This is a genomic window from Donghicola mangrovi, assembly GCF_013377535.1.
Classification (GTDB): Bacteria; Pseudomonadota; Alphaproteobacteria; order Rhodobacterales; family Rhodobacteraceae; genus Donghicola; species Donghicola mangrovi.
The window spans coordinates 77,385-98,653 of sequence record NZ_JABCJE010000006.1 but is presented as its reverse complement, the minus strand read 5'-3'; the positions used below and the strand labels follow the sequence as shown (position 1 = coordinate 98,653).

Sequence of the window (21,269 nt, the reverse complement as noted above, 5' to 3'; positions counted from 1 at the left end):
GGCGTTGTGTTCAGGATCGTCGCGGATTAACGCGCGCCAAGCTTCACGCCTTCGATCGCGGTATCCACGTTCGAGGCATCAACAATCGCAGGGCCGGTCAGCACGGGGTCGGTCGCCAGTTCGGTGCCGAAGTCCAGATGCGCTGCCAGCATCGAGGTTGCGAGGAAACCCTGCAGGTAAGGCTGCTGGTCGATCGCCATGGTCTGGGTGCCCGCTTTGATGCGGTCCAGAACGGCGGGGTTCATGTCAAAGGTGCCGACCTTGACGCGGTCCACAGCATTGATCTGTGCCACAGCGTTGGTCGCCGCATCCGACGCCCAAGCAGCCAGAGTGATCACCGCGTCGATGGACTGGTCGCCCACCAGTTCGGACTTGATCGCTTCGGCGGTGCCGGTGATGTCGCCATCAAGGTTGGCGGGAACGCGCAGGATGGTCACTTCGGCACCGTTGGCCTCTGCGCCGTCTTTCACGCCTTCACAGCGGGTCTCGAGGTTGATCGCGCCCGGGATCTGGATGTGGCACAGGATCTTCTTGGCGCCGTTTTTCGCCATGTAGGCGCCGCCTGCCTGACCCGCCACGAACTCATCCGAACCAAAGTAGTTCACGCCGTGGACGTCTTCTTTCACGTTCTGGCCCGAGTTGTACATCATGATGGTGATGCCTTTGTCGGCTGCGGCCTGCAGCGCGGGAACCTGCGCTTCGGGGACCCAGACGGGGATCGCGATGCCGTCAACGCCCTGCGCAACGGCTTGGTTGATCAGCGCCACCAGATCGGGGCCGAAGTTGTCGTAGTTCTGGGTGCGCAGGTAGTTCACGCTGCCGCCGTTCGCCTGAACCACGAGGGTCGCATCATCGACGCCCTTTTTGATCAGGTTGAAGAAACCGTCCTCGATCGAGCCTGCGATCACAGCGATGTCGGCCGCGAATGCGGGGGCGCTGGACAGGGCCAGAACTGCGGCTGCGGCGGTCGCCTTGAGGGTGTTGGTCAATTTCATTTCGTTCTCCTCCCAGAGATGTTCGGCCGGCGGACCGGCAATAGGATCCGTTGCCCTGCAACCCTTCTCCTCTGGGGGTGCAGGCGGATGATTTTGCTTTTTCGCGGGAATTGGGTGGGCTTGGCCCTAGGTCGTGACCTTCGGCACCGGATGTCCGGTTGGCTGCAGACGGTCGCTGCGGTGCACCATTTCAATCACGACACTGGACATGCGACCAAGCCTCCCAAACTCGTCGATGTGGCAGAGCACCTTGGCCTCTGCGGTGTGATGAACCTGCCAGATTGACACAAAGCCAATCAACTGCCCTAGAATGGATCGACGCATTTCGTCTCAAAGCGTGCCAAAAGCATTCAAAATTGAGACACAATGACACAGCGGAGTTCAAAGATGTCACGACCAACCATTCGCGATCTGGCGCAGGCCGCTGGGGTCTCTGTTTCGACCGTGAACAGGGTGATCAATAACGCCGCCGCGGTCAAAGCGGTCACTCGTGACACCGTCCTGCAAGCGGCTGAAGAGATTGGGTTTTACGGCCTTGGCACGATCCAGAATTCGATCATGCAACAGCGCGAAACGCACCGTCTCGGGGTGCTTCTGCAACAGGGGCATCGGGTGTTCTACCGCGACCTCGGGAACGCCCTGATCCGCGCCGCCGGGCAATTTCCGAGTGCCAATATCGAGCTGGATCTGGAGTATCTGGACGACCTGTCCCCCGACAACGTGGCCCGCAGATTCGCCGCCTTGGCAGAGCGGAACCACTCCCTCGGGGTCGTCGCGGCCGAGCATCCGCTGGTCTCAGACGCAATCACGACGGCCTTGGACAGGGGTGTTCCGTGCTGCGCGCTGATCGGGCCTTTATCCGCACGGGGGAATGTCGGCTATGTGGGCCACGACAACTGGAAGAAGGGTCGCATGGCCGCGTGGGCCTTTCACAAGACCTGCCGCAAGCCGGGCAAGATCGGCATTCTGGTCGGGAACCACCGCTACCGGAACCAGGAAATCAACGAGAGTGGTTTCCGGTCCTATCTGCGCGAACACGACGCGGCATTTACCTTGCTGGAGCCGTTATCAACCTTTGAATCCGCCGCCGTTGCCCGCGAGATGACCGAAAAGCTGTTCGCCGAGCATCCCGATATGTGCGGCCTGTTCGTGTCCGGCGGGGGCATCACCGGCGCGCTGGCCGCCCTGCGTGAACGCAAACTGGACAAGGATTTCGTCTGCGTCGCCTATGAACTGTTCGAGGCCACCCGCAACGGCCTGATCGACGGGCTGATCACGATGACCCTGTCCTATCCGATTGACCTCTTTGCCCAAGAGATCATTGAAACCTTGGTCAAAGCGAAAAAGGCAGGGCCAGAGGCCGGGGCGCAACGGGTCAATATCTCGGTCGAGATTCATACGTCGGAGAATGTTTGAACCCTTACCGGACCCGAAAAAGAAAAAGGGCGGCTCGAAAGCCGCCCCCTGTTTCATCCGAAGATGTCGTCCGAACTCTCTGAGAGCAGTACATGTCCGGCCAAGTCGGAAACGCTGCTCAGTCCACTGAGGAATACAGAATTTCCGCGCTCCAGTTCGATGATCACGCCGCCATAAGCCTCGTGGGCATACCGCTCAAGGAAGGCCGCTTCGCTGACGTATCCGGACGTCTGCCAAGTTCCCGAGAACACAAGCGTGTCGTCGGCGGTGAAATCGAAAACGGTGTCTTCCCCAGCACCAAGGCGCGAGAAGAGGAAAGTGTCAGCACCTTCTCCCCCAGCAAGGAGGTCATTCCCGCCCCCCCCGACTATGGTATCGGCACCATCTGCACCGTAAATGGTGTCATCGCCAAGGTTTCCGAACATCATATCGGCGTCATCGCCACCATGCATTATATCGGCATGGCGACCCCCGTTGATGGTATCTGCGCCACCACCACCCCAGATCGTGTCCAGACCGGCGCCACCAGACACGAAGTCATTCCCTGTACCGCCGCGGACTGTGTCATCTCCGAAGCCGCCCAAGACGGTGTCATTCCCGAGCCCCCCGAACACTTTGTCGTCCCCTTGGCCGGCGAGCAAAGTGTCACCACCGTGGCCGCCGTACAGAAGGTCGCCGCCTCTGTTCCCTTGGACGAGGTCATTGCCGAGGCCCCCACGGATGGTGTCATTGCCAAACCCGCCGAAAACGGTATCCGACCCAGCGCCAGCAAAAACGCTGTCGTTGCCTGCGCCGGACCGCAGTGTGTCAGCACCAAAGGTCAGGCTGAAGGTCGGTGACGAAGGCTGTGGCACGACCGGATCGGTCGGCTCTTCAGGAAGCGGCGGCTTAGGGGTGTAGAGTTCAACCTCGGTCGCTGCGCTGGTGACGGTTTCGGAAGTGCCTTGGTCATCGACATAGCTGACCTGCACTTTGATCTCTGCCGCACTGTCAGATTCAGTCAGAGTAAAGGTCGCGCCTTTTTCCCCCTCGATCACCTGATCATTTCGCAGCCATACATAGCTGAGTGTGCCCAAACCGTCGGCATCCGACAGGTCAGTGGTGTCCGCGGTCAAAACATTCCCGACCGAGGCCGTTCCGGTGATAACAACTTCGCCTTCGGGCGCGTGGTTCGCGCTGATCACGACCTCGGTCGAGGTGCCAACGACTGTTTCCAGCGTGCCGTGCTGATCCATGTAGATCATTTTCACGCTCAGCGTTTTACCAACATCCTGACGCGTCAGGGTATAGGCCGCTGCCGTAGCACCAGAGATCGCGACGTCATTCGCAAACCACTGAAGAGTATAGGATTTCCCCAGACCATCCGCATCCTTGAGCACGGACATATCCATGGTCAGGGTCGCGTTTTCCTTGAAGGTGCCATTGATCGAAATGCCGCCCGTGGGGGCATCGTTCACGTTGGTGACTGTGCTCGTGGCCGCGCTGGTGACAGCCTCGCGCGCACCATGCCCGTCGGTGTAGGTGACCTGCACCTTGATCGCCGCGCCCACATCCGCATCCCCAAGGGTATAGGTCGCGGCCGTCGCGCCGCTGATTGCAACGCCGTCCCGCAGCCAGCTGTAGGAGAGGGTCCCCAGACCGTCTGCATCCTTCAGAGCAGAGACATCGGCGGTGAGCGTGCCATCCTCGATCGCGGTGCCACGGATGGTCACGCCGCCGGTGGGGGTGTCATTCACGTTGGTTACCGTCAGGTCGAAAGTCTGGCTTGCGCTCTCGGCGGCATCCGAAGCTGTCAGCTTGAGGCTGAGAGTGCCGGTGAAGTTCGCAGGCGGAGTGCCCACGATCGCATGGGTAGCGGCGCTATAGGACAGCCACGCGGGGGCGGCGGTCCCATCCTCGAGGGTCAGCTTCAGGGTCAGCGGATCGTTGTCGGCATCGGTAAAGATGCCTTTGTCGAGGGTCACATTGATTGCGGTGTCCTCGGCAACCTCGATGTCTTTGATCTCGGTACCGACTTCGGGCGCTGCGTTCGCGACTGCATAGTTCCCCAGACCATCCGCAAAGTTCGCGGTGGTCAGCTTGGTCAGTGTAACGCCCTGCAGGGTGATCAGCTTCGTCGCCGAATAGCCGGTGCCGCTGGCATCCGCATCCAGATAGAACACCACGTCCGCGCCATCCTGCTCGGCCGTGATAAACCCGTCTTCGTAGGGGTTGCCATCGACTGCAAGGCCGTAGTCCGCCTGCAAATAGGTGATGATGTGGCTAAAATCGAGCACATCGCCGCCGGTCCCTGCGGTGAAATCGGTAACCACCGGCGTTTGCGAGGGGATCAGACCCCAGCTGTCCAGAACAATGGTGTCACTGCCCGCACCTGAGGTGATCGAGGTCGCCGTCGCACCCGTCAGGGTCACGGTATCATCGCCGGTCCCCAGATCGACCGAGGCATCCACCGTGACGCCAGAGATATAGACGGTGTCATTATCGTCGCCCGCCTCGATGGACAGCGTACCGTAGTTGAATGACTTGACGGCGATAGTGTCCTCGCCTGCGCCGCCGATTATTGTGACATCAGACGGTGTTATCGCAGGCTTGGGAACTAGCATCATACCGGGACCGCCAACACCGCCCAACGGGTCGAGCGGGTCGAAGCCGGGCATGGGCATCAAGACGGGTGTGAAAACCTGAATCTGCGTGGCACTCAACTGATCATTGCCATCACCACCTTCGATATAGATCGAGGAGGCGGTATCACTGTTGACCGACGCAGAAACGGTGTCATTGCCTTCGCCCGCGTAGATCGTCGGGTTGGCATAGGTCGTGGAGATAAGATCATCCCCAGCGCTACCGTTAAGCGTTTCGTTGACGTCCGAACCGTTAATACTCGTTAAAGATGATACCATGATCGCTCTCGTTAACTAACACACACGTGCGTGCGTTCTTGACTCTAATTGTGGCAGAATTATCCATAAGTCTGGCCGCAGTCATGTCATTTAAGCTTACCAAATGATATCTTTGGTATCTATTTCGGGCTTAAGGCCGCAGTTTCTCTACCCTGATGCGATTGTCGCAGATCGAACTCATTTCCAGGGTGCGCGAAAGCTGAAACAGCAACGTCGGCGCGGTTATCTCGGCGACAACCCTGCTTGGAGGCCACGCCCCCAGCCGCCGCATTTCCATTAGTCGAAGGTATGAAGAATCCTCATTGCACATTAACCAAAAGTAGGGATCGTATCGTAGATTGACCCGCGTTTGGGTGAAATTGGAAATTTTCAAAATGCGTTACTTTACCGATTACCGCCTGATTACCAAAACGTTCGACCAATCGGGCAATTTCATCGAAAGCGGTGAAGCAATCCTGACCGTCGGCACCAAGTCTACCGGTTGGCAAAATCTTGATGTCACAGAACTGGTGAATACAGATCATACGTATCTGCCCTTCGGGACGTTTGCCGATATGGAGGCGGCAATCGATCCAGAGCGCTACAGCGACTATTTCAACTATCAGGTGAGCATTTCCGGCAAGGGAAATACCTACGTCATCGACGATATCGAGCAGGATTTCCGCTCTATCGCAATGAACCTCTTCTCGGTGGGAACGAACGAGCCTGACTACACGTGGGCAAAGGCGCTGGAATTTACATATTCCACCGGAACAGACGATGGTCTTGTTCACACGGCGTTTCTGGTGCTCGACAGCAGTGGCGATTTTGATGCTCTGCTGGCCTCGGCCGACCCCATTGGCCAGTTTCCCAATCTGATCCTAAGTCCGGAAATTCTCGGCGGGAATTGGGGCACGTGGTCATTTTATAACATCGATATTCCGACCGTTCTCCTCCAATACGGAACTTATACCGGAACCGTCGGAGATGATGCGCATAAAGGCTCCTCCGAAGCCGATGAAATGCGGGGGCTGGAGGGGAACGACACCCTTGATGGCCGTTCCGGGGATGACGACATTTATGGCGACGCAGGCGATGACACCCTGGCCGGTTCCGCGGGTCGGGACGAACTCTATGGCGGCGCAGGGAATGACCGTTTGCTGGGGGGCGATGACTATGACAGCCTCTATGGTGCGGACGGGGATGACTATCTGCACGGCGGCGAAGGGCGCAATTACTTTAACGGCGGCAAAGGGAACGATACCCTGATCAGCGCCGGATTTGCGGACACGATGTACGGTCAGGCTGGCAATGACGTTCTGTCCCTGAAGGTTAGCGGCTTGGCCAAAGGCGGCTCGGGCAATGATATCCTTTCTGGTGAAGACGGGGCTCTCAATCTGTTCGGCAACAGCGGGAACGACATTCTTCAGGGTGGCACAGGTCGGGACACCCTGACCGGCGGGACCGGGCGCGACACCCTGTCGGCGGGGGACGGGCATGACACGCTCAAGGGCGGATCAGGCAATGACAAGCTGTACGGCGGCAAGGGCGACGACATCCTGTTGGGCGGATCGGGCAACGATATCCTGATCGGAGAGCATCGCGACCGCGCCGACTATGATGAATGGAACCTTTACGCGGGCAATGACACCCTGATCGGCGGCAAGGGCGCGGATGTCTTTGTTTATACAGGCGGACAGGACGTCATCGTTGATCTGAAAGCGAACGATACACTGGTTCTGGCGCAGGATTTGTTCCTGTATTCGCCAGCCAAATCCGTGCGCACCCTTCTGCGATATGCCGTCGAGGTCGAGGACGATCTGGTTTTTGTTTTCTACGCCCGCAACAGCGACGGCACACCCGCTCAGGGCGATCATACGTTGGTGCTGCTGGACACCTCGATCGACGACATCAGAGCCATGCCCAATCTTGAACTGTCTTGGGCCGAGTAGCGACCCGTTTCCTGGTTTTCCTGTTTTACGATTGTCCCGCGGGGGGTGCGCATCATGTATTACTACACCACTTTCGAGGTCACTCTGGGCAGTTGGGACAAGTACGGAAATAATGTCGGCGGCGGTTACACCAAAATGACGGTGCACCCCGATGCCGAGCCCGTGACGATATCTGTTTCCCCCGCACCCGCCACTTCCGAGACGTCAAGCTATCCGGACATCGGGATTTTATCGCAGTATTCCGCCAGTGCGGGTGCTTACGAGGTTCTATCAGACCTTTTCTTCATGGACCCGAAAGTCGGCGGTGATGGATCAAGGTGGGGGCATCCGGGCGGCCAAGAGATCACGATCGTGGGGCCTCTTTACATGGCGGATTTGTCCATCGACTTCGGGGATGGCACATTCGGCCACACCAAAGTGCTGGAATTCGAATACACTCCGCAAATTGACGACGGTAATCGCCATACCGCCATGATTGCCCTGAGCGGTGATTTGCCTTGGGTTTATGACCTGAACATTCTGGCAGTAGATCCCGTGGACTTCACCGATGGCAGCATCGACTACGTTGCGCGGTGACGCCGGAGAGGACTGGCTAGCGGGGGACGCGGGCGATAACTCCGTCTATGGCGGCGGCGGGAACGACTGGGTCGAAGGGCAAGGCGGCACAGATTTTTTGCGGGGCGGGTCTGGCGACGATACCATCATTGCGGGTGCTGGCAATGACAGCGCCTACGGTGATCTGGGCCGTGACGAGATCATCCTGAACCAAGGGAACGACCGCGCATTCGGCGGCAAAGGCGCAGACACCATCTGGGGCGGGGACGGGCGCGACCGGATCAAGGGGCAGGGCAGCAATGATTTTCTGTCCGGCGATGCGGGGAATGACACGCTATCCGGCGGCAACGGCAATGACGCTTTGAACGGCGGTGCAGGAAACGACCATCTGCGCGGCGGCAAGGGGCATGATGTCTTTATCTATACCTCTGGCCATGACGTGATCTGGGACTTCGGCCCGCAGGATCAATGGCATCTGCAAATACCGGAGTTCGCCGACATGGACCAGATCCCCCTATCGGCCTTGTACGGCTACTCCTATCAGGACGGAAAAACGCTGGTCTTCGACTTTGGCGATGGCGACGTTCTGGAATTCAGGAATATGACCTTTAGCGGCCTTAACGACGCGTTGCTTCAATAGCCGCCAATTTCAAAGAGAAATCAGAATGATTTGGGAATACAATTTCAACTTGTTTGTCGGCACATGGGACCTTTCGGGCAGCTTGATCGCCTATGAAAGCTACGCGGCTACGGTTACGCTGCCAGATCGCGTTGAGGCCCTTACCTTTGTGCCGAACAGATCCACGGCTGGCCTGCTGGATTTTGGATTTCTAGCCACCCATGCGGATCTGGGCCTGCCTGCCTCTGTCAGCACCGGCGATTTCTTTGAAAATCTCGTCATCAATAGCGTTCAGCAGGACCTCTCCCACGACCCGATGGCGCTGGCGACGGTCGAATGGACTAACGGTTATATCTTTGATCTCGAGGCAATCTATCTGGAATTCGAGGTCGATATCGGGGCGCCCGAAGGCTATCGGAGCACGGTACTGATTGACCTGACCGAGTATAACCCAGCCCTGACCAATTCCTTGGACGGCTTTTACCAGGTTCAGGAATACGACGAATTTCTGGGGGTTTATTCTCCGTATCTGCCGGCCACCGGATCTTATATCGCGCTCGGGGATATTGGCGACTTCGTCTATGCCACGCAAATTCAGGACCCGACCGCCCAAGGCGACCTGATCAGAGGCACCGCTGAAAATGACTATCTGACGGGCCAAGGCGCGCGTGACACCATTCACGGGAAAGACGGCAACGACGCAATTAATGGCAATGCCGGCGATGACCTGCTGTTCGGCGAGGCCGGCAACGATGATATACGCGGCGGCAAAGGCAACGACACGATCAATGGCGGTGGCGGCAGGGACAATCTGGCCGGCGATGACGGGAACGACAAAATCCTTGGTGGATCAGGAAGTGACAGTCTGGCCGGTGGGGCCGGACACGATCTGATAAAGGGCGGCGGAGGTAACGACTTTATCTCCGATGTGTTCGGGAATGACACCGTTTATGGCAATGGCGGGCTGGACAAGATCGACGTTGTCTGGGGCGATGACCTTGTGTTTGGTGGGGGCGGAGCCGACAAGATCTGGGGCTCCAACGGATCGGACACCCTGTCGGGCGATGGCGGCAATGACACGCTCTTTGGCGGCCAGGACAACGACATCATCCGAGGCGGCAAGGGCGCGGACATTCTGGTAGGAGATGCCGGTGACGACCAGTTAACCGGCGGCAGCGGGGCCGATGAATTCCGCTACAGTGTGGGCCACGACGTGATCACCGATTTCAGCGCCGAGGATAAGCTACGTCTGACAGAGGCCTACTGGTATAACGTCGAGAGACCACGTGATCTGGCCCAATATGCCCACCAAGACGGGGACGATCTGATCTTGGACTTTGGCAAAGGCAACATTCTGGAACTGCGCGGCATGACCTATGAGGGCCTGCACGACGTGATCCTGCATTAACCCGCGTCACAGGCTCTCGCGCAGATACAACCGTGTCGGGGTTTGCGCAGGCCGTGAAGGGATGGCTGCGGCGAGCAGTTTTGGCGCCCGAATGCGCATTGAAATCCTGAACGACGAAGTCCTCTATACGTTCGAGAAATCCAAGGTCCTCATTGAGAATTTGAGTAAATACTATAACACGAAGCGCCCGCTTAGCCCATTGGGCTAACTGTCCCAAGCGCCCGAGGCCGTTGCTCCATTGGATCGACGGCTAACAATTTGCTGACTTCAAACTCGGCCAGTCAGGCGAGGCTGCTTAACGGCTCTGAGCCATGTGCTTGCCTCGGTCTGCGGCATTGATGGCGGCTCCGCTAAGGCTGTGCTTTTACCTCACGTCGCAAAGGCCCTTGATCCAGCAAGCCTGCGGCGGCTGAATGATATATTGGATGGGCGTGCGCTGAGAGACGCGATGTTGTGTCTAAAGCAGCCGAAAGGGTTGAGAGAATTGGATTTTAAAGCCGGAGATAACGCGCTTGTGTTGTATTACGATCGAAGAGATTGGTTCTTTAAAAAAAGTTGAACAGGATATCGAAGCGGTTCTCAAAGCTTCTTTTCCATAATTTGTCATAACATTGATTATGGGTTAATTTTGTCGGCACACGCCCTCGCCGGTTCATCGTAACCCCCAACGGCGCGGAACTGTGGGGATCGGACGAGCTCTCCTCCGAGGTTCATGTGATCGACGCCCGTACCTGCGAAGTCAAAGAGGTGCTGTCATTCTTGCCACCCGGTTTTCGGCCTGTGGATGTTACGCCCGTGGGCATGGCCCTGACCACCGATGGCGCGACAGCGCTGATCTCTTTGGGACGCGCCAACCATGTGGCAGTAGTGGATGTGGCCATCCGAGACGTGCGCGCCTATGTTCTTGTCGGAAGTCGTGCATGGGGCGTGGAGTTGTCCCAGACGAAACGCTGGCCTGCGTTGCGAACGGCCTGTCCGACGACATTACAATTATCGATATGAATAACCTGCGGCCCCTACGGTCCATTCCCGTTGGCCGCACGCCCCATTCCGTGAGGGTCGATCATTGATCCGCACCCTGTGTCTGCTGATTTTCTTGGTCCCCCTGCCCTGCTAGGCTGGCGATTTAAGGATCGGCTTTCTGGGCCTTGATAACGACGGGCGCTATACTCAAGATTGGGGCTACGCGCGACTGGTCGCCCCGCCTGCGACCGAGACGATCGAAGCAGCGCAAATGGCGATGACGGATCTGGCGACCGTGACCGACACGCTCGGGATTCCGGTGACGCTCGACGCAAGGCGGACGTCTGCGGCTGCGTTACTTCGAACGGCAGAGATGATGATTGACGCGGGCACACACCTGATCGTCCTGGACTTGCCCGCCCCGCAGGTCGCAACACTGGCCGAGGCGGTCAGTGATCGCGCGCTTCATGTCAACGCCACGGCTCCCCCTGACGACTTGCGGCACGCATGCTTTCCCCAACTGCTGCAGAGCGTTCCCTCTTTGCGTATGCAGGCCGACACATTGACCCAATACCTGCGGTTCATGAATTGGCCCCGCGCCCTGATCCTAGAGGGAGAGCATCCCGGAGATATCCTTTGGGCAGATGCCTTTACCACCTCGGCTGAGCGCATGGGTCTCCAGATCACAGCACGGCGTACATTTACGTTGGATCGCAACCCCGCACGGCGACAAGAGAACAATATCCGACTACTGACCGGTAATGCGCGATACGAAGTGATTTTCGTTGCGGACACACGCGGCGAGTTCGGACGGTACATTCCCTACGCCACCCAAGATCCCCGTCCCGTGATCGGATCGGTCGGTTTAAGTCCGACCTCTTGGCATTGGGCGCTAGAGCGGGATGGCGCCACGCAAGTGTCCTCAAGATTTGATCGGACCTACGGAAGGAAGATTACCGCAGCGGATTGGAATGTCTGGATTGGAGTAAAATCACTGATTTTAGGGGCCGCGAAATCCGGTCACACCGACCCCACTGCCCTGCGCAGCTACTTGGTGTCTGATCGGTTGCGGCTGGACGGTTCCAAGGGCGCTCCAATGAATTTCCGGGACTGAAGCGGTCAACTGCGCATGCCGCTCGCGCTCGCCACATCAGAAGCAGTCATTGCGGTAGCCCCGCTGGACGGGTTTGAGCATCAGACAAACACACTCGACACTCTGGGAAGTGATCGGCCGGAATTTCAATGCAACTGAGCTAGTTGTGTGGCGTTGTGCAATGACCCATGTGTGGATGCTCAGCTGAGGTTAAGGTTGCTTTTGCGTATTGGGAATGAGTGATCGTTGAACCACCCCAACTTTACCGAAGGGAAAAACGCTCAGAAAATGGTCTGTTATGGAACTTAGAAAGCAAAGTAGCCCGGATCAAAGAATTGGAACGGGATGTCCGCGAGTTGTATCTAGCCCATGAAATCCTGAAGTAGGCATCAGCGTATTTTTCCATGGCTCATTTTCGGCGAAAGCAGACATTGGCTTGGATGATGTCCTAGGAAATGGTGTAGCTCAGTGCGGGCCTCGTGCTCACTGGCGGGCCGAGCTGATCAGTCGCGCTGCGCTACAGGCAAGCTGACGATGACAGTGCTTAGGATTAGAAATCGATCTGGGGGATCGATTCCCTGAACCACGCAGATCGGTGCCAACGTTTCCAGTGTCAGATAGCGGCCGCGCTGCACGGTCCATTCTTCGGTCTGTTCCATCAGGATTGCGCCGACGAGGCGGCGGATCGAAGCCTCATTCGGAAAGATCCTGACCACGTCCGGGCGGCGCTTGATCTCGCCGTTTAGGCGCTCAATCGGGTTGGTGGAGTGCAGCTTCGTTCGATGCTGCTGGGGAAAGGTCATGTAGGCCAGCACATCCTCCTCGGCGCCGTCCATGAGGGTCGCCAGCTTTGGCAGTTTCGGACGCATCTGATCCGCCACCTGACGCCACTGCGCTTTTGCGGCAGCATGATCTGGCTGAGCGAAGGCCGTTGCAATGAAGACCGCGACCACCCGCCGACTGCTCTTGCCCGCATGGGCTAGGGCATTGCGATGGCAATGGACCCGGCAGCGTAGCCATGTTGTCGCCAGAACGCGGGCGGTGGCCGCCTTGATGCCCTCATGAGCATCGGAAATGACCAATTGGACACCGGTCAGGCCACGCCGCACAAGATCGCGCAGAAACTCGGTCCAGAAGGGTTCCGCCTCGGAAGCCCCGATAGACATTCCCAAAACTTCACGGCGGCCATCGGTGTTCACCCCCACCGCGATGGTGACGGCGACGCTGATGATGCGCCCGCCCTGACGCGCCTTGAGATATGTTGCGTCGATCCAAAGGTAAGGCCACTCGCCTTCGATCGGCCGCGTCAGAATGGTGTCGACACGGTCATCAATCTCTTAGCACAGGCGGCTGACCTGGCTCTTGGAGATAGCGGTACCGCCCCCTCTCGGCAGCATCCTGCGGATGCGCCTGCCGGGCAGTGATTGCGTTGGGCCAGCCTCTCGCTGCTCTTCTCGCCGTAGTCTGGACCAGTCTTGGCGCCAACCTCCAGCTCCATCAGCCGTTCGGCTGCAAAGCCAATCATCTCGCGCAGTAAATCTGCATCGCCACTATGTTCGACAAGTGAGCGAAGTTCATCACGGGTTGGTCATACAATGGCCGGCAGGGCCATGCGCAGCATGGTCCCGAGAGGCGGGTGTCGTCCTTGGATCAGATTGGGTCTCGCCACCTGAAGCTACACCACGTCCGTGGACGTCACCTTGGCCTGCCGGGCAGCGGGAAGTTGAGCGCCCGTTTCGCAAGGTTCGGCCTGTAACGCTTTTATTCAAGAACATCGTGGATTTTTCGGGGCCGAGCCGATGTTTGAAATTCTGTAGATTGCTCCGACCACGTAATATGAACGACGCGCTATTTTTTCGTGACCCATCCCGGGCCGCGGTCCGAGCAAAGTCCAACGCATCCTTAATGATTTAAGATCGAATCGCTCCGGAAGGAGAACTACAAGCTCTGAAGCGCGGGAAATATCCGGCATGTTTTGCGGCGAGATAGTAAAGACATTGCTCGCTGTAAAATTGAGCGGTCGACAAGGTAAACCGTCAGTTCTTGGCGGACAGTCCCAACCAGCTTTGGGCGTCGGACTTTACCTTTGTGTCCACTCGTTTGGGCACGGTATGCGTGGCCTTCGTCATAGACGCGGATTGTCTGCTGGCGCCCTTACCTGCCGGTGTGCGCCTTTCTATCACCTTTGATCGCGGTACGGAATTCTCTGCTTGGCGGCGCTTCGACACAACAACGCGCTAATGCTTGGCTCACCACGCGCATAAGGAGATATTCGAAACGAGACTGACGAAAGTCCATAACCGCTTGGATTAAAAAGACCTATCCAAATCTGCACTTCATCCTGTGACCACAAAAAAGGCCGCCCTGATCTCTCGGGGCGGCCAATTCATTTCGTTAACCGGTCAGGCGATCAGAAGTGAACCGAACGCGCGGTCGCTGGGGCCTGAAGCGGCGGTGCGAACTTGGTCAGGTTGATGCCTTTGACGGCGGCTTTGTATTCCTCGGTGCTGGGGGTACGGCCCAGAATGGCCGACAGGACGACCACGGGGGTCGAGGCCAGCAGCGATTCACCCTTCTTCTCGGCGCTGTCTTCTACGACGCGGCCCTGGAACAGGCGGGTCGAGGTCGCCAGAACGGTGTCACCCTTTTCTGCCTTTTCCTGGTTGCCCATGCAGAGGTTACAGCCGGGACGCTCGAGATACAGGATGTTCTCGTACTCGGTGCGAGCGGTGTTCTTGGGCGCCAGATCGTTGAACTCGAAGCCCGAGTACTTCTGCAGGATGTCCCAGTCGCCTTCGGCCTTCAGCTCGTCGATGATGTTGTAGGTCGGTGCGGCCACAACCAGCGGTGCCTTGAACTCGACCTTGCCGTTGGCTTCTTCGAGGTTTTTCAGCATCTGAGCGACGATCTTGATGTCGCCCTTGTGTACCATGCACGAGCCCACAAAGCCCAGATCGACCTTCTTTTCCGCGCCGTAGTAGGACACGGGGCGGATGGTGTCGTGGGTGTAACGACGCGACGGATCGGCGTTGTTGACATCGGGGTCGGCGATCATGGGCTCGACGATCTGGTCCAGATCGACCACGACTTCGGCAAAGTACTTGGCGTTGTCATCGGGGGTCAGCGCGGGCTTCGCACCCGAACGGATTTCCGCGATACGCGCGTCTGCTTTGTCGATCAGGCCCTGCAGGGTCTGAGCCGCGTTGTCCATGCCCTTGTCGATCATGATCTGGATGCGGCCTTTGGCCAGTTCCAGCGAACCGATCAGGGTTTCGTCGTTGGAGATACAGATCGAGGCTTTCGCCTTCATTTCTGCGGTCCAGTCGGTGAAGGTGAACGCTTGGTCCGCCAGCAGGGTGCCGATGTGCACTTCGATGATGCGGCCCTGGAAAACGTTGTCGCCGCACTGCTGCAGCATCTGCGCCTGGGTTGCGTGCACCACGTCACGGAAGTCCATGTGGTCGGCCATTTTGCCTTTGAAGGTCACCTTGACCGATTCAGGGATCGGCATGGTGGCTTCGCCGGTTGCCAGCGCCAGAGCAACAGTGCCCGAGTCCGCACCGAAGGCAACGCCTTTGGACATACGGGTGTGGCTGTCGCCGCCGATGATGATGTCCCAGTCGCTGACGGTGATGTCGTTCAGCACTTTGTGGATCACGTCGGTCATCGCGTGGTATTCGCCCTTGGGGTCGCGCGCGGTGATCAGACCGAAGTCGTTCATGAACTTCATCAGACGGGGGATGTTGGCCTGAGCCTTCTTGTCCCAAACCGATGCAGTGTGGCAGCCCGACTGGTACGCGCCGTCAACGTTCGGCGAAATGGTGGTCGCCGCCATGGCTTCCAGCTCTTGGCTGGTCATCAGGCCGGTGGTGTCCTGCGAGCCAACGATGTTCACTTTGACGCGGACGTCCGAGCCTGCGTGCAGGACTTTGCCCTTTTCGACGCCAACAGCGTTTGCGTTGAAGATTTTCTCAACAGCGGTCAGGCCCTGACCTTCGATGCTGACTTCTTTCGAAGGTGCAAAGACGGGGGTTGCCGCAACACCAAGGGTCTCGGCCGCGAACGTCTGCAGCTTCTTGCCGAAGACGATGGCGTAGGAACCGCCCGCCTTCATGAACTCCACCTTCTGGGGGGTGAAGGCCGAAGCAACGCTGACCAGCTCTTCGCCGGCTTCGTTCAGCAGCTTTTTCTCTTTGGTGTTGATGGTCAGAACGGTACCGGTCGCGACCGAGTACTTCTGCTCCAGCACGGGGTTGCCATCGTTGTTCAGGATGACTTTGCCGTCTTCGTCGGTTTTCTTGACCCAGTTCTTCAGGTCCAGACCGATGCCGCCGGTCACGCCAACAGTGGTCAGGAAGATCGGCGAAATGCCGTTGGTGCCTGCCACAACGGGCGCGATGTTCACGAAGGGAACATAGGGGCTGGCTTTTTTACCGGTCCACAGCGCCACGTTGTTCACGCCCGACATACGCGACGAGCCCACACCCATGGTGCCTTTTTCAGCGATCAGCATGACGCGCTTGTCAGGGTGCTGCGCCTGCAGGTCCTGAATTTCTTTCTGCGCTTCGGGGCTGATCATGCACTTGCCGTGCAGTTCGCGGTCCGAACGCGAGTGCGCCTGGTTGCCGGGCGACAGAAGGTCGGTCGAGATATCGCCTTCGGCGGCGATGTAGGTCACGACTTTGACTTCTTCTTCAACTTCGGGAAGCTTGGTGAAGAATTCGGCCTTCGCGTAGCTTTCCAGAATGTCCTTGGCGATCGCGTTGCCATCTTTGTAGGCAGCGGCCAGACGGTCCATGTCAGCTTCGTACAGGAAAACCTGGGTCTTCAGAACGTCGGCAGCTTGGGCCGCGATGTCTGCGTCCGCACCCAGCGACAGGTCCAGCAGAACTTCGATCGAGGGGCCGCCCTTCATGTGCGACAGCTGCTCGAACGCGAATTCGGGGCAGATTTCTGCAACAACGGCTTCACCCAGAATGATCTTCTTGAGGAAAGCAGCCTTGACGCCTGCGGCGCTCGTGGTGCCGGGCAGGGTGTTGTAGATGAAGAAGTTCAGCGAGTCTGCGCGGTGCTCGTTGCCTGCGTCCTCGATCTGCGCGATCAGTTCGGCGACCAGCGCGCCGTCATCGATCGGCTTGGGGTGCAGGCCTTCGCCTTTGCGGGTTTCGATTTCTTCAAGATAGGCAGTGTACAAGCTCATGGCGATCCCTGCGGTTCAGTGGTGGGGCAGCTTGAAAGCCGAGCGGCAAGAACAATTTGGCGAGCGGCGGCAAGCTGATTGTATGCGGATGTATACCAAGTGCGTTTTTGAGGCAAGAGGCTCGGTAACGGCAATATGTCCCAGCAGGCCCGGAGTCGAGAAAAACCCGCAGATTTCGCCTCGAAACGGGCCAATGGTCGATATGTCGCGCCGCAAAACGGGGCCTTGGCACGCCCTGCCCGTTTTCTCGCCGGAGCAGAGTCGCGACTGTGCATGGACTCAAGGAAAGAAGATCCGGCGATGCGGGACGGCCTGAGTGCCGCCAGAACGGGCACCCTCCCCCAGTTGGGTGATGCGGAATTGCTCATCTGACGCTGGGTCACTTGTATCATCACGATATTGCGAAAGACCGTACTGGACAGACGCCCTGCGCCCTGTTCGGCTGGGGTCATGCGCATTGCACTCAGCCCGATATGGCACAGGTCAGCGCGCGATTGGTAACTATAGAATTTCCCGAAGTCCGGAGCACCGGCGGAGGCATGGCATTTTCCATGTCCCATTTCAGAAGGGCCTATGTGATGCGCATTAGCGTAAAGAATATTGTGTTTGCCTGCCTAGGCACTGTTTCTGTTTTCCTCGGGGCTCAGGCCGCCCAAGCCCAGAGCAACACCACCGATCCCGCGTTCTGTGACCAATACGCAGGCTATCTGCGCCGTACGGTCACCCAAGCCATCCAGATGAACCCGCGCTGTCTGGACTGGGATCGCGGTGTCCACGACGTGTACCAGATGCACTACGACTGGTGCCTGAGAAACCCGCGCGACAGCGTGGCCGGTGCCGCCGATCACGTGCGCGATCTGGTCATCCAGTGTACCGGCGACTGGTTCGAACCCTCGCCCTTGCAAACTGTCGCGCCGCCCCCCGCCCCGGCTCCGGCCTACGCAGCTCCGCAGGGCAGATGGCAGTTTTCGGGCGGACGTGGCATTTGCGAAGCTGAACTCTGGGACAACTCCAAACCCGAATTTTTCGGCAACCTCCTGCGATTGGAGCTTTGGGACGGGAAAATCCGCTTAATTTCAAGCTACACAGGTGGCATCGGGGCAACGACCTTCGTGTCGGTCAACGGACAGCAATTCCCGCTCAGCTGGGACTCTGAATCCGATACCATCTTCAGCTATGTGGACATGCCCCTGATTCAGGCCATGAAATCTGGCAACCAGATCGACCTTGGCTTTGACAACCCCGTTCTGCGCTACACCCTGAGCGGATCGTCCGCAGCCATCGACCAGATGCTGCAATGTGCGGGCATGGGCGCTCCGAAACCCAAGCCCGCCCCCGCCGCATCCAAAGGCCCCAAGGTGATCTATGGCAGCTGCAAGCTGATCGTGGACGGTGTGCAATATGTGAACATGCCCGCCAACTGTCCGATCTGGATGGACACCGATGGCACCTTCTGGATCAACACCGACCGCGAGAACTACTTGGGCGACTTCTTTGCAGAGATCAGCCCCTTTGGTGACGGGACTGCCGGTGGCCACTGGAACGCCGAAAGGGGCGCGACCCACGCCCAAGCCCCGCTTGGCGAAGGGTTCCGCTTGGGTAAGAACGGCTGCTGGTCGAACGCCCGCGCCACCGTTTGCGCAGCGCGCTAAGCGCAAGGGCCGCCAGCGACTTGGCGGCCCGAACCTTTGGATTTTTCAGATGATCAAACTTGTATTTTCTCTGGCCGTTGTGGCGGGCCTGATGTCGGCGGCTGCGGCCCATGCGGGCGGCAAGCCGGTTGACTGCGAACTGACCGTGCGAGGCAGCACCTATATCAAAGGTCAGTGCCAGTTCTTCGCCAGCCAAGGCGGCTCGTTCCGCATCCAGAACGAAGACTATTTCGCGGACGTCGCGGTCGAGGGCAAGAACACCGCCCTTGCATCCTGGAACGGCGGCAAAGGGGTCAGCCACGGCGGCGCGCCCTTGGGCACCTTGCGCCGCGAAGGGGCCTGCTGGACCGCCCCCGGCACACGGATTTGCGCGACCGCCTACTCGGCCGCCAAAACCAAGGCCCTGATGGCGCAGCAACCTGCCGGCTATTCCCTCACCCCCGGCTATGGCGGCGCGAGCCAAAGCTGCATCGGCGTCGAAGGCCCCCTTGCCCCCGGTGCCACGCCCGCTCTGCGCAATTGCCCCAACCCAGATGACTATATCTTCTCGGTCGGTTCCAATGGGGCAATCGGGGTCGATAAACACCCCGAGCTCTGCTTTGGCCTCGAGGCGCCGGGCATGGGCAAACCTGCCCAACTGGTCATCGAGCGCTGCAACAGCCAGAGCAAACGCTGGAAATGGTCCAAATACGGAAATGACGGCACCGTCAGCAGCCCAGACGGCCAATGCTGGACCATCCCCGAACTGACCCGCAATTCCCGAAGCTTCCCATGGGAGGTGGTCGTCACCCCCTGCACCAAAGGCGCCGTTGAGGCCAGCGGCTTGCTTTACCTGAGTAAAGAGTGACTGTTTCCCGGGGGCGAGCCCACTCCTCGTCCCCAATTTTGTTTTGGCGTGTGCTGACCGAATGAGCGTCCCCGCGCAATGCAGGCTTTCCGGTATCTTACTTGAACGAAACGTCTGGCTATAGATTCCTGCAACTGCTTCACATTCATTTCAGGGACCATTTCCCGCCGAAGCCGTTGCTGCGGAGTATACCGAATGATTGGCTGGTCTGTGAATGACGCGACCTGACCCTTTTGACGAGGCCCCCTTTGATCCGCACCTCTCGCACGAGGGGATGTCGCGCATTTTGTCCATTTTGCCCGAAGAGCGTCGATTGACCGGCGCGGCCCTTGACCAGTGGCTGTCGAATGCCGCCGTCCAAGGCCTCTATCTGGATCAGTCGGGCCGGTTCCACGTGGCCCCGCCCGAGGCCGAGATGATCGGCTATGTCACCGATGAGCAGCTGGATGACGTGTTCACCAAACGCTTTGGCAAAGCCCTGACCCCCGCCGAACTGGCACTGCTAAAGGCCTTGCTGACCAACCTGACCTTGCGCGAAATCAGCGCGGACACCGGCGCGACCTACGAAACCCGCCGGTCACAAGCCAAATCCCTGCTCGCCAAAAGCAGGATGTCCCGACAGGCAGACCTGATCAACATTATGTCGGCCTTGGTCGCCATGTCGATCACCCTGCGCCAAAGCCAGAGCGCCGTGATCAACCGCACCTCGGACGAGGTCGTGCAGCGCCTTTATGGCGCTTTGGGGCGCGTGCATCACCTGACCATGAGCAGCGGACGGGATCTGCATGTGATGGACGTGGGTCCGCCGGGTGGTCAGCCGATCCTGCTCATGCACTCGACCTTTCTGCCCTTCTACCCGATGCCTGCCCAAGCGCAGGATTTCTACGGGCAGAACCTGCGCTTTCTGATGCCGGTGCGTCCGGGATTTCTGGGCTCTCAACTGCCCAAGGGCGAAGCGATCGAGATCACCGACCTCTTTGCCCGAGACGTGGCCGAATTTGTCCGCGCCTTCAATTTCACGACCGTGCCCGTCGTCTCTCATACCATCGGGGTTTTCGCGGCCCTCAAGCTGCTGAAGCATTCCCCCGACCACCGCTCGGCCTTGCTGGTGTCTCCGACCCACATCACCTCGCCCCAGAGCCAATTGCCTCCGTTCATGTACGAGACGATCAAATTGGCCTGCCGTTCGAACAAAGCGATCATGGCAGTGATGGACCTGCTGACCCGCGCGATTGATCTGCCGGAAAAGTTCCGCAGCAGCTTCGGCAAAGTCTATGCGGACAGCCCATCGGATCTGGACATCATCGCCCGAAACGAGCCCCTGCTGGCGGACGTCATCTGGACCGCCTCTCGGAGCATGGCGGGACTCGCGACAGACCACGCCCTGATGCGCAGCGACTGGACCGCGATGCTGCCCCCAGATGCGGGGAAAGTGCGCATCCTGATGGGCGAGACTGATCCCCACTGCGACACCATCGCCGTCTTGCAGAAGCTGGGAAAATCTTCTGCAGATGCGAACATTATCAAAGGCTGGGGCCAGATCACGGGGATTTTTGAACCCCAAGATGTCCTAAGCCTGCATCAATGAATTTCATTCATGGGCGCAATTACGAAACTGCCTCTGGTGAGAGGCCGCGCGATACATACTTAACTGACACATGTTTATTTACGCGCGGAGCGCCCGTGCGAT

Annotated in this window: 14 protein-coding genes and 1 pseudogene; 11 read left to right on the top strand and 4 right to left on the bottom strand. The window is 58.5% G+C overall.

The features are described 5' to 3' along the window. Positions 1-26: 26 nt before the first annotated feature. Entirely contained in the window at positions 27-995 is a 969-nt protein-coding gene (locus HJ536_RS13525; RefSeq protein ID WP_177158121.1) for a substrate-binding domain-containing protein, read from the bottom strand. 87 nt (positions 996-1,082) lie between these two features. Between HJ536_RS13525 and HJ536_RS13520 the strand changes: the two genes are divergently transcribed. Together HJ536_RS13520 and HJ536_RS13515 are read left to right on the top strand one after the other, a co-directional pair. Further along, a complete protein-coding gene (locus HJ536_RS13520; RefSeq protein WP_177158120.1) occupies positions 1,083-1,280 on the top strand; it encodes a hypothetical protein in 198 nt (65 codons plus the stop codon). 102 nt (positions 1,281-1,382) lie between these two features. Then, positions 1,383-2,411 carry a LacI family DNA-binding transcriptional regulator gene (locus HJ536_RS13515; protein ID WP_177158119.1) on the top strand — a complete coding sequence of 343 codons (1,029 nt, stop codon included), beginning with the start codon at positions 1,383-1,385 and terminating at the stop codon, positions 2,409-2,411. Positions 2,412-2,464: 53 nt separating this feature from the next. Here the strand turns inward: HJ536_RS13515 and HJ536_RS13510 are convergent, their stop codons facing one another. Further along, complete coding sequence (locus HJ536_RS13510) at positions 2,465-5,311, bottom strand: calcium-binding protein (RefSeq protein ID WP_177158118.1); 2,847 nt, start codon at positions 5,309-5,311, stop codon at positions 2,465-2,467. A 374-nt stretch (positions 5,312-5,685) separates the two neighbouring features. Here HJ536_RS13510 and HJ536_RS13505 point away from each other — a divergent pair, with 374 nt between their 5' ends. The 6 genes from HJ536_RS13505 (at position 5,686) to HJ536_RS13480 (ending at position 11,901) form a co-directional block, all read left to right on the top strand. Continuing rightward, positions 5,686-7,242, top strand: a complete 1,557-nt coding sequence (locus tag HJ536_RS13505) for a calcium-binding protein (protein WP_177158117.1) — start codon at positions 5,686-5,688, stop codon at positions 7,240-7,242. A gap of 54 nt (positions 7,243-7,296) precedes the next feature. After that, a complete protein-coding gene (locus HJ536_RS13500) occupies positions 7,297-7,818 on the top strand; it encodes a hypothetical protein (protein ID WP_177158116.1) in 522 nt (173 codons plus the stop codon). Next, positions 7,790-8,437: a calcium-binding protein gene (locus tag HJ536_RS13495; RefSeq protein ID WP_177158115.1), complete on the top strand. Its 648-nt coding sequence runs from the start codon at positions 7,790-7,792 to the stop codon at positions 8,435-8,437. The genes HJ536_RS13500 and HJ536_RS13495 overlap by 29 nt, the downstream gene beginning before the upstream one ends. Positions 8,438-8,462: 25 nt before the next feature. Next, a complete protein-coding gene (locus tag HJ536_RS13490; protein WP_177158114.1) occupies positions 8,463-9,824 on the top strand; it encodes a calcium-binding protein in 1,362 nt (453 codons plus the stop codon). Between the two features lie 714 nt (positions 9,825-10,538). Continuing rightward, positions 10,539-10,826 (top strand): beta-propeller fold lactonase family protein, encoded by a 288-nt coding sequence (locus HJ536_RS13485; protein ID WP_177158113.1) that lies wholly within the window; start codon positions 10,539-10,541, stop codon positions 10,824-10,826. Positions 10,827-11,058: 232 nt separating this feature from the next. Beyond that, positions 11,059-11,901, top strand: coding sequence for a type 1 periplasmic-binding domain-containing protein (locus HJ536_RS13480; RefSeq protein WP_177158112.1), 843 nt, complete (start codon positions 11,059-11,061; stop codon positions 11,899-11,901). A 482-nt stretch (positions 11,902-12,383) separates the two neighbouring features. On the opposite strand, the pseudogene HJ536_RS13475 reads toward HJ536_RS13480, so the two are convergent. Both HJ536_RS13475 and HJ536_RS13470 read right to left on the bottom strand, forming a co-directional pair. Beyond that, positions 12,384-13,414 (bottom strand): annotated as a pseudogene (locus tag HJ536_RS13475) (IS256 family transposase). An 876-nt stretch (positions 13,415-14,290) separates the two neighbouring features. Then, entirely contained in the window at positions 14,291-17,080 is a 2,790-nt protein-coding gene (locus HJ536_RS13470; RefSeq protein WP_177158111.1) for a bifunctional aconitate hydratase 2/2-methylisocitrate dehydratase, read from the bottom strand. 578 nt (positions 17,081-17,658) lie between these two features. Between HJ536_RS13470 and HJ536_RS13465 the strand changes: the two genes are divergently transcribed. The 3 genes from HJ536_RS13465 to HJ536_RS13455 all read left to right on the top strand — a co-directional run bounded on the left by HJ536_RS13465 (position 17,659) and on the right by HJ536_RS13455 (position 21,167). After that, positions 17,659-18,732, top strand: coding sequence for a hypothetical protein (locus HJ536_RS13465; RefSeq protein WP_177158110.1), 1,074 nt, complete (start codon positions 17,659-17,661; stop codon positions 18,730-18,732). Positions 18,733-18,781: 49 nt separating this feature from the next. Then, positions 18,782-19,579: a hypothetical protein gene (locus HJ536_RS13460; RefSeq protein ID WP_177158109.1), complete on the top strand. Its 798-nt coding sequence runs from the start codon at positions 18,782-18,784 to the stop codon at positions 19,577-19,579. 214 nt (positions 19,580-19,793) lie between these two features. Next, positions 19,794-21,167, top strand: coding sequence for an alpha/beta fold hydrolase (locus tag HJ536_RS13455; RefSeq protein WP_177158108.1), 1,374 nt, complete (start codon positions 19,794-19,796; stop codon positions 21,165-21,167). Positions 21,168-21,269: the final 102 nt, after the last annotated feature.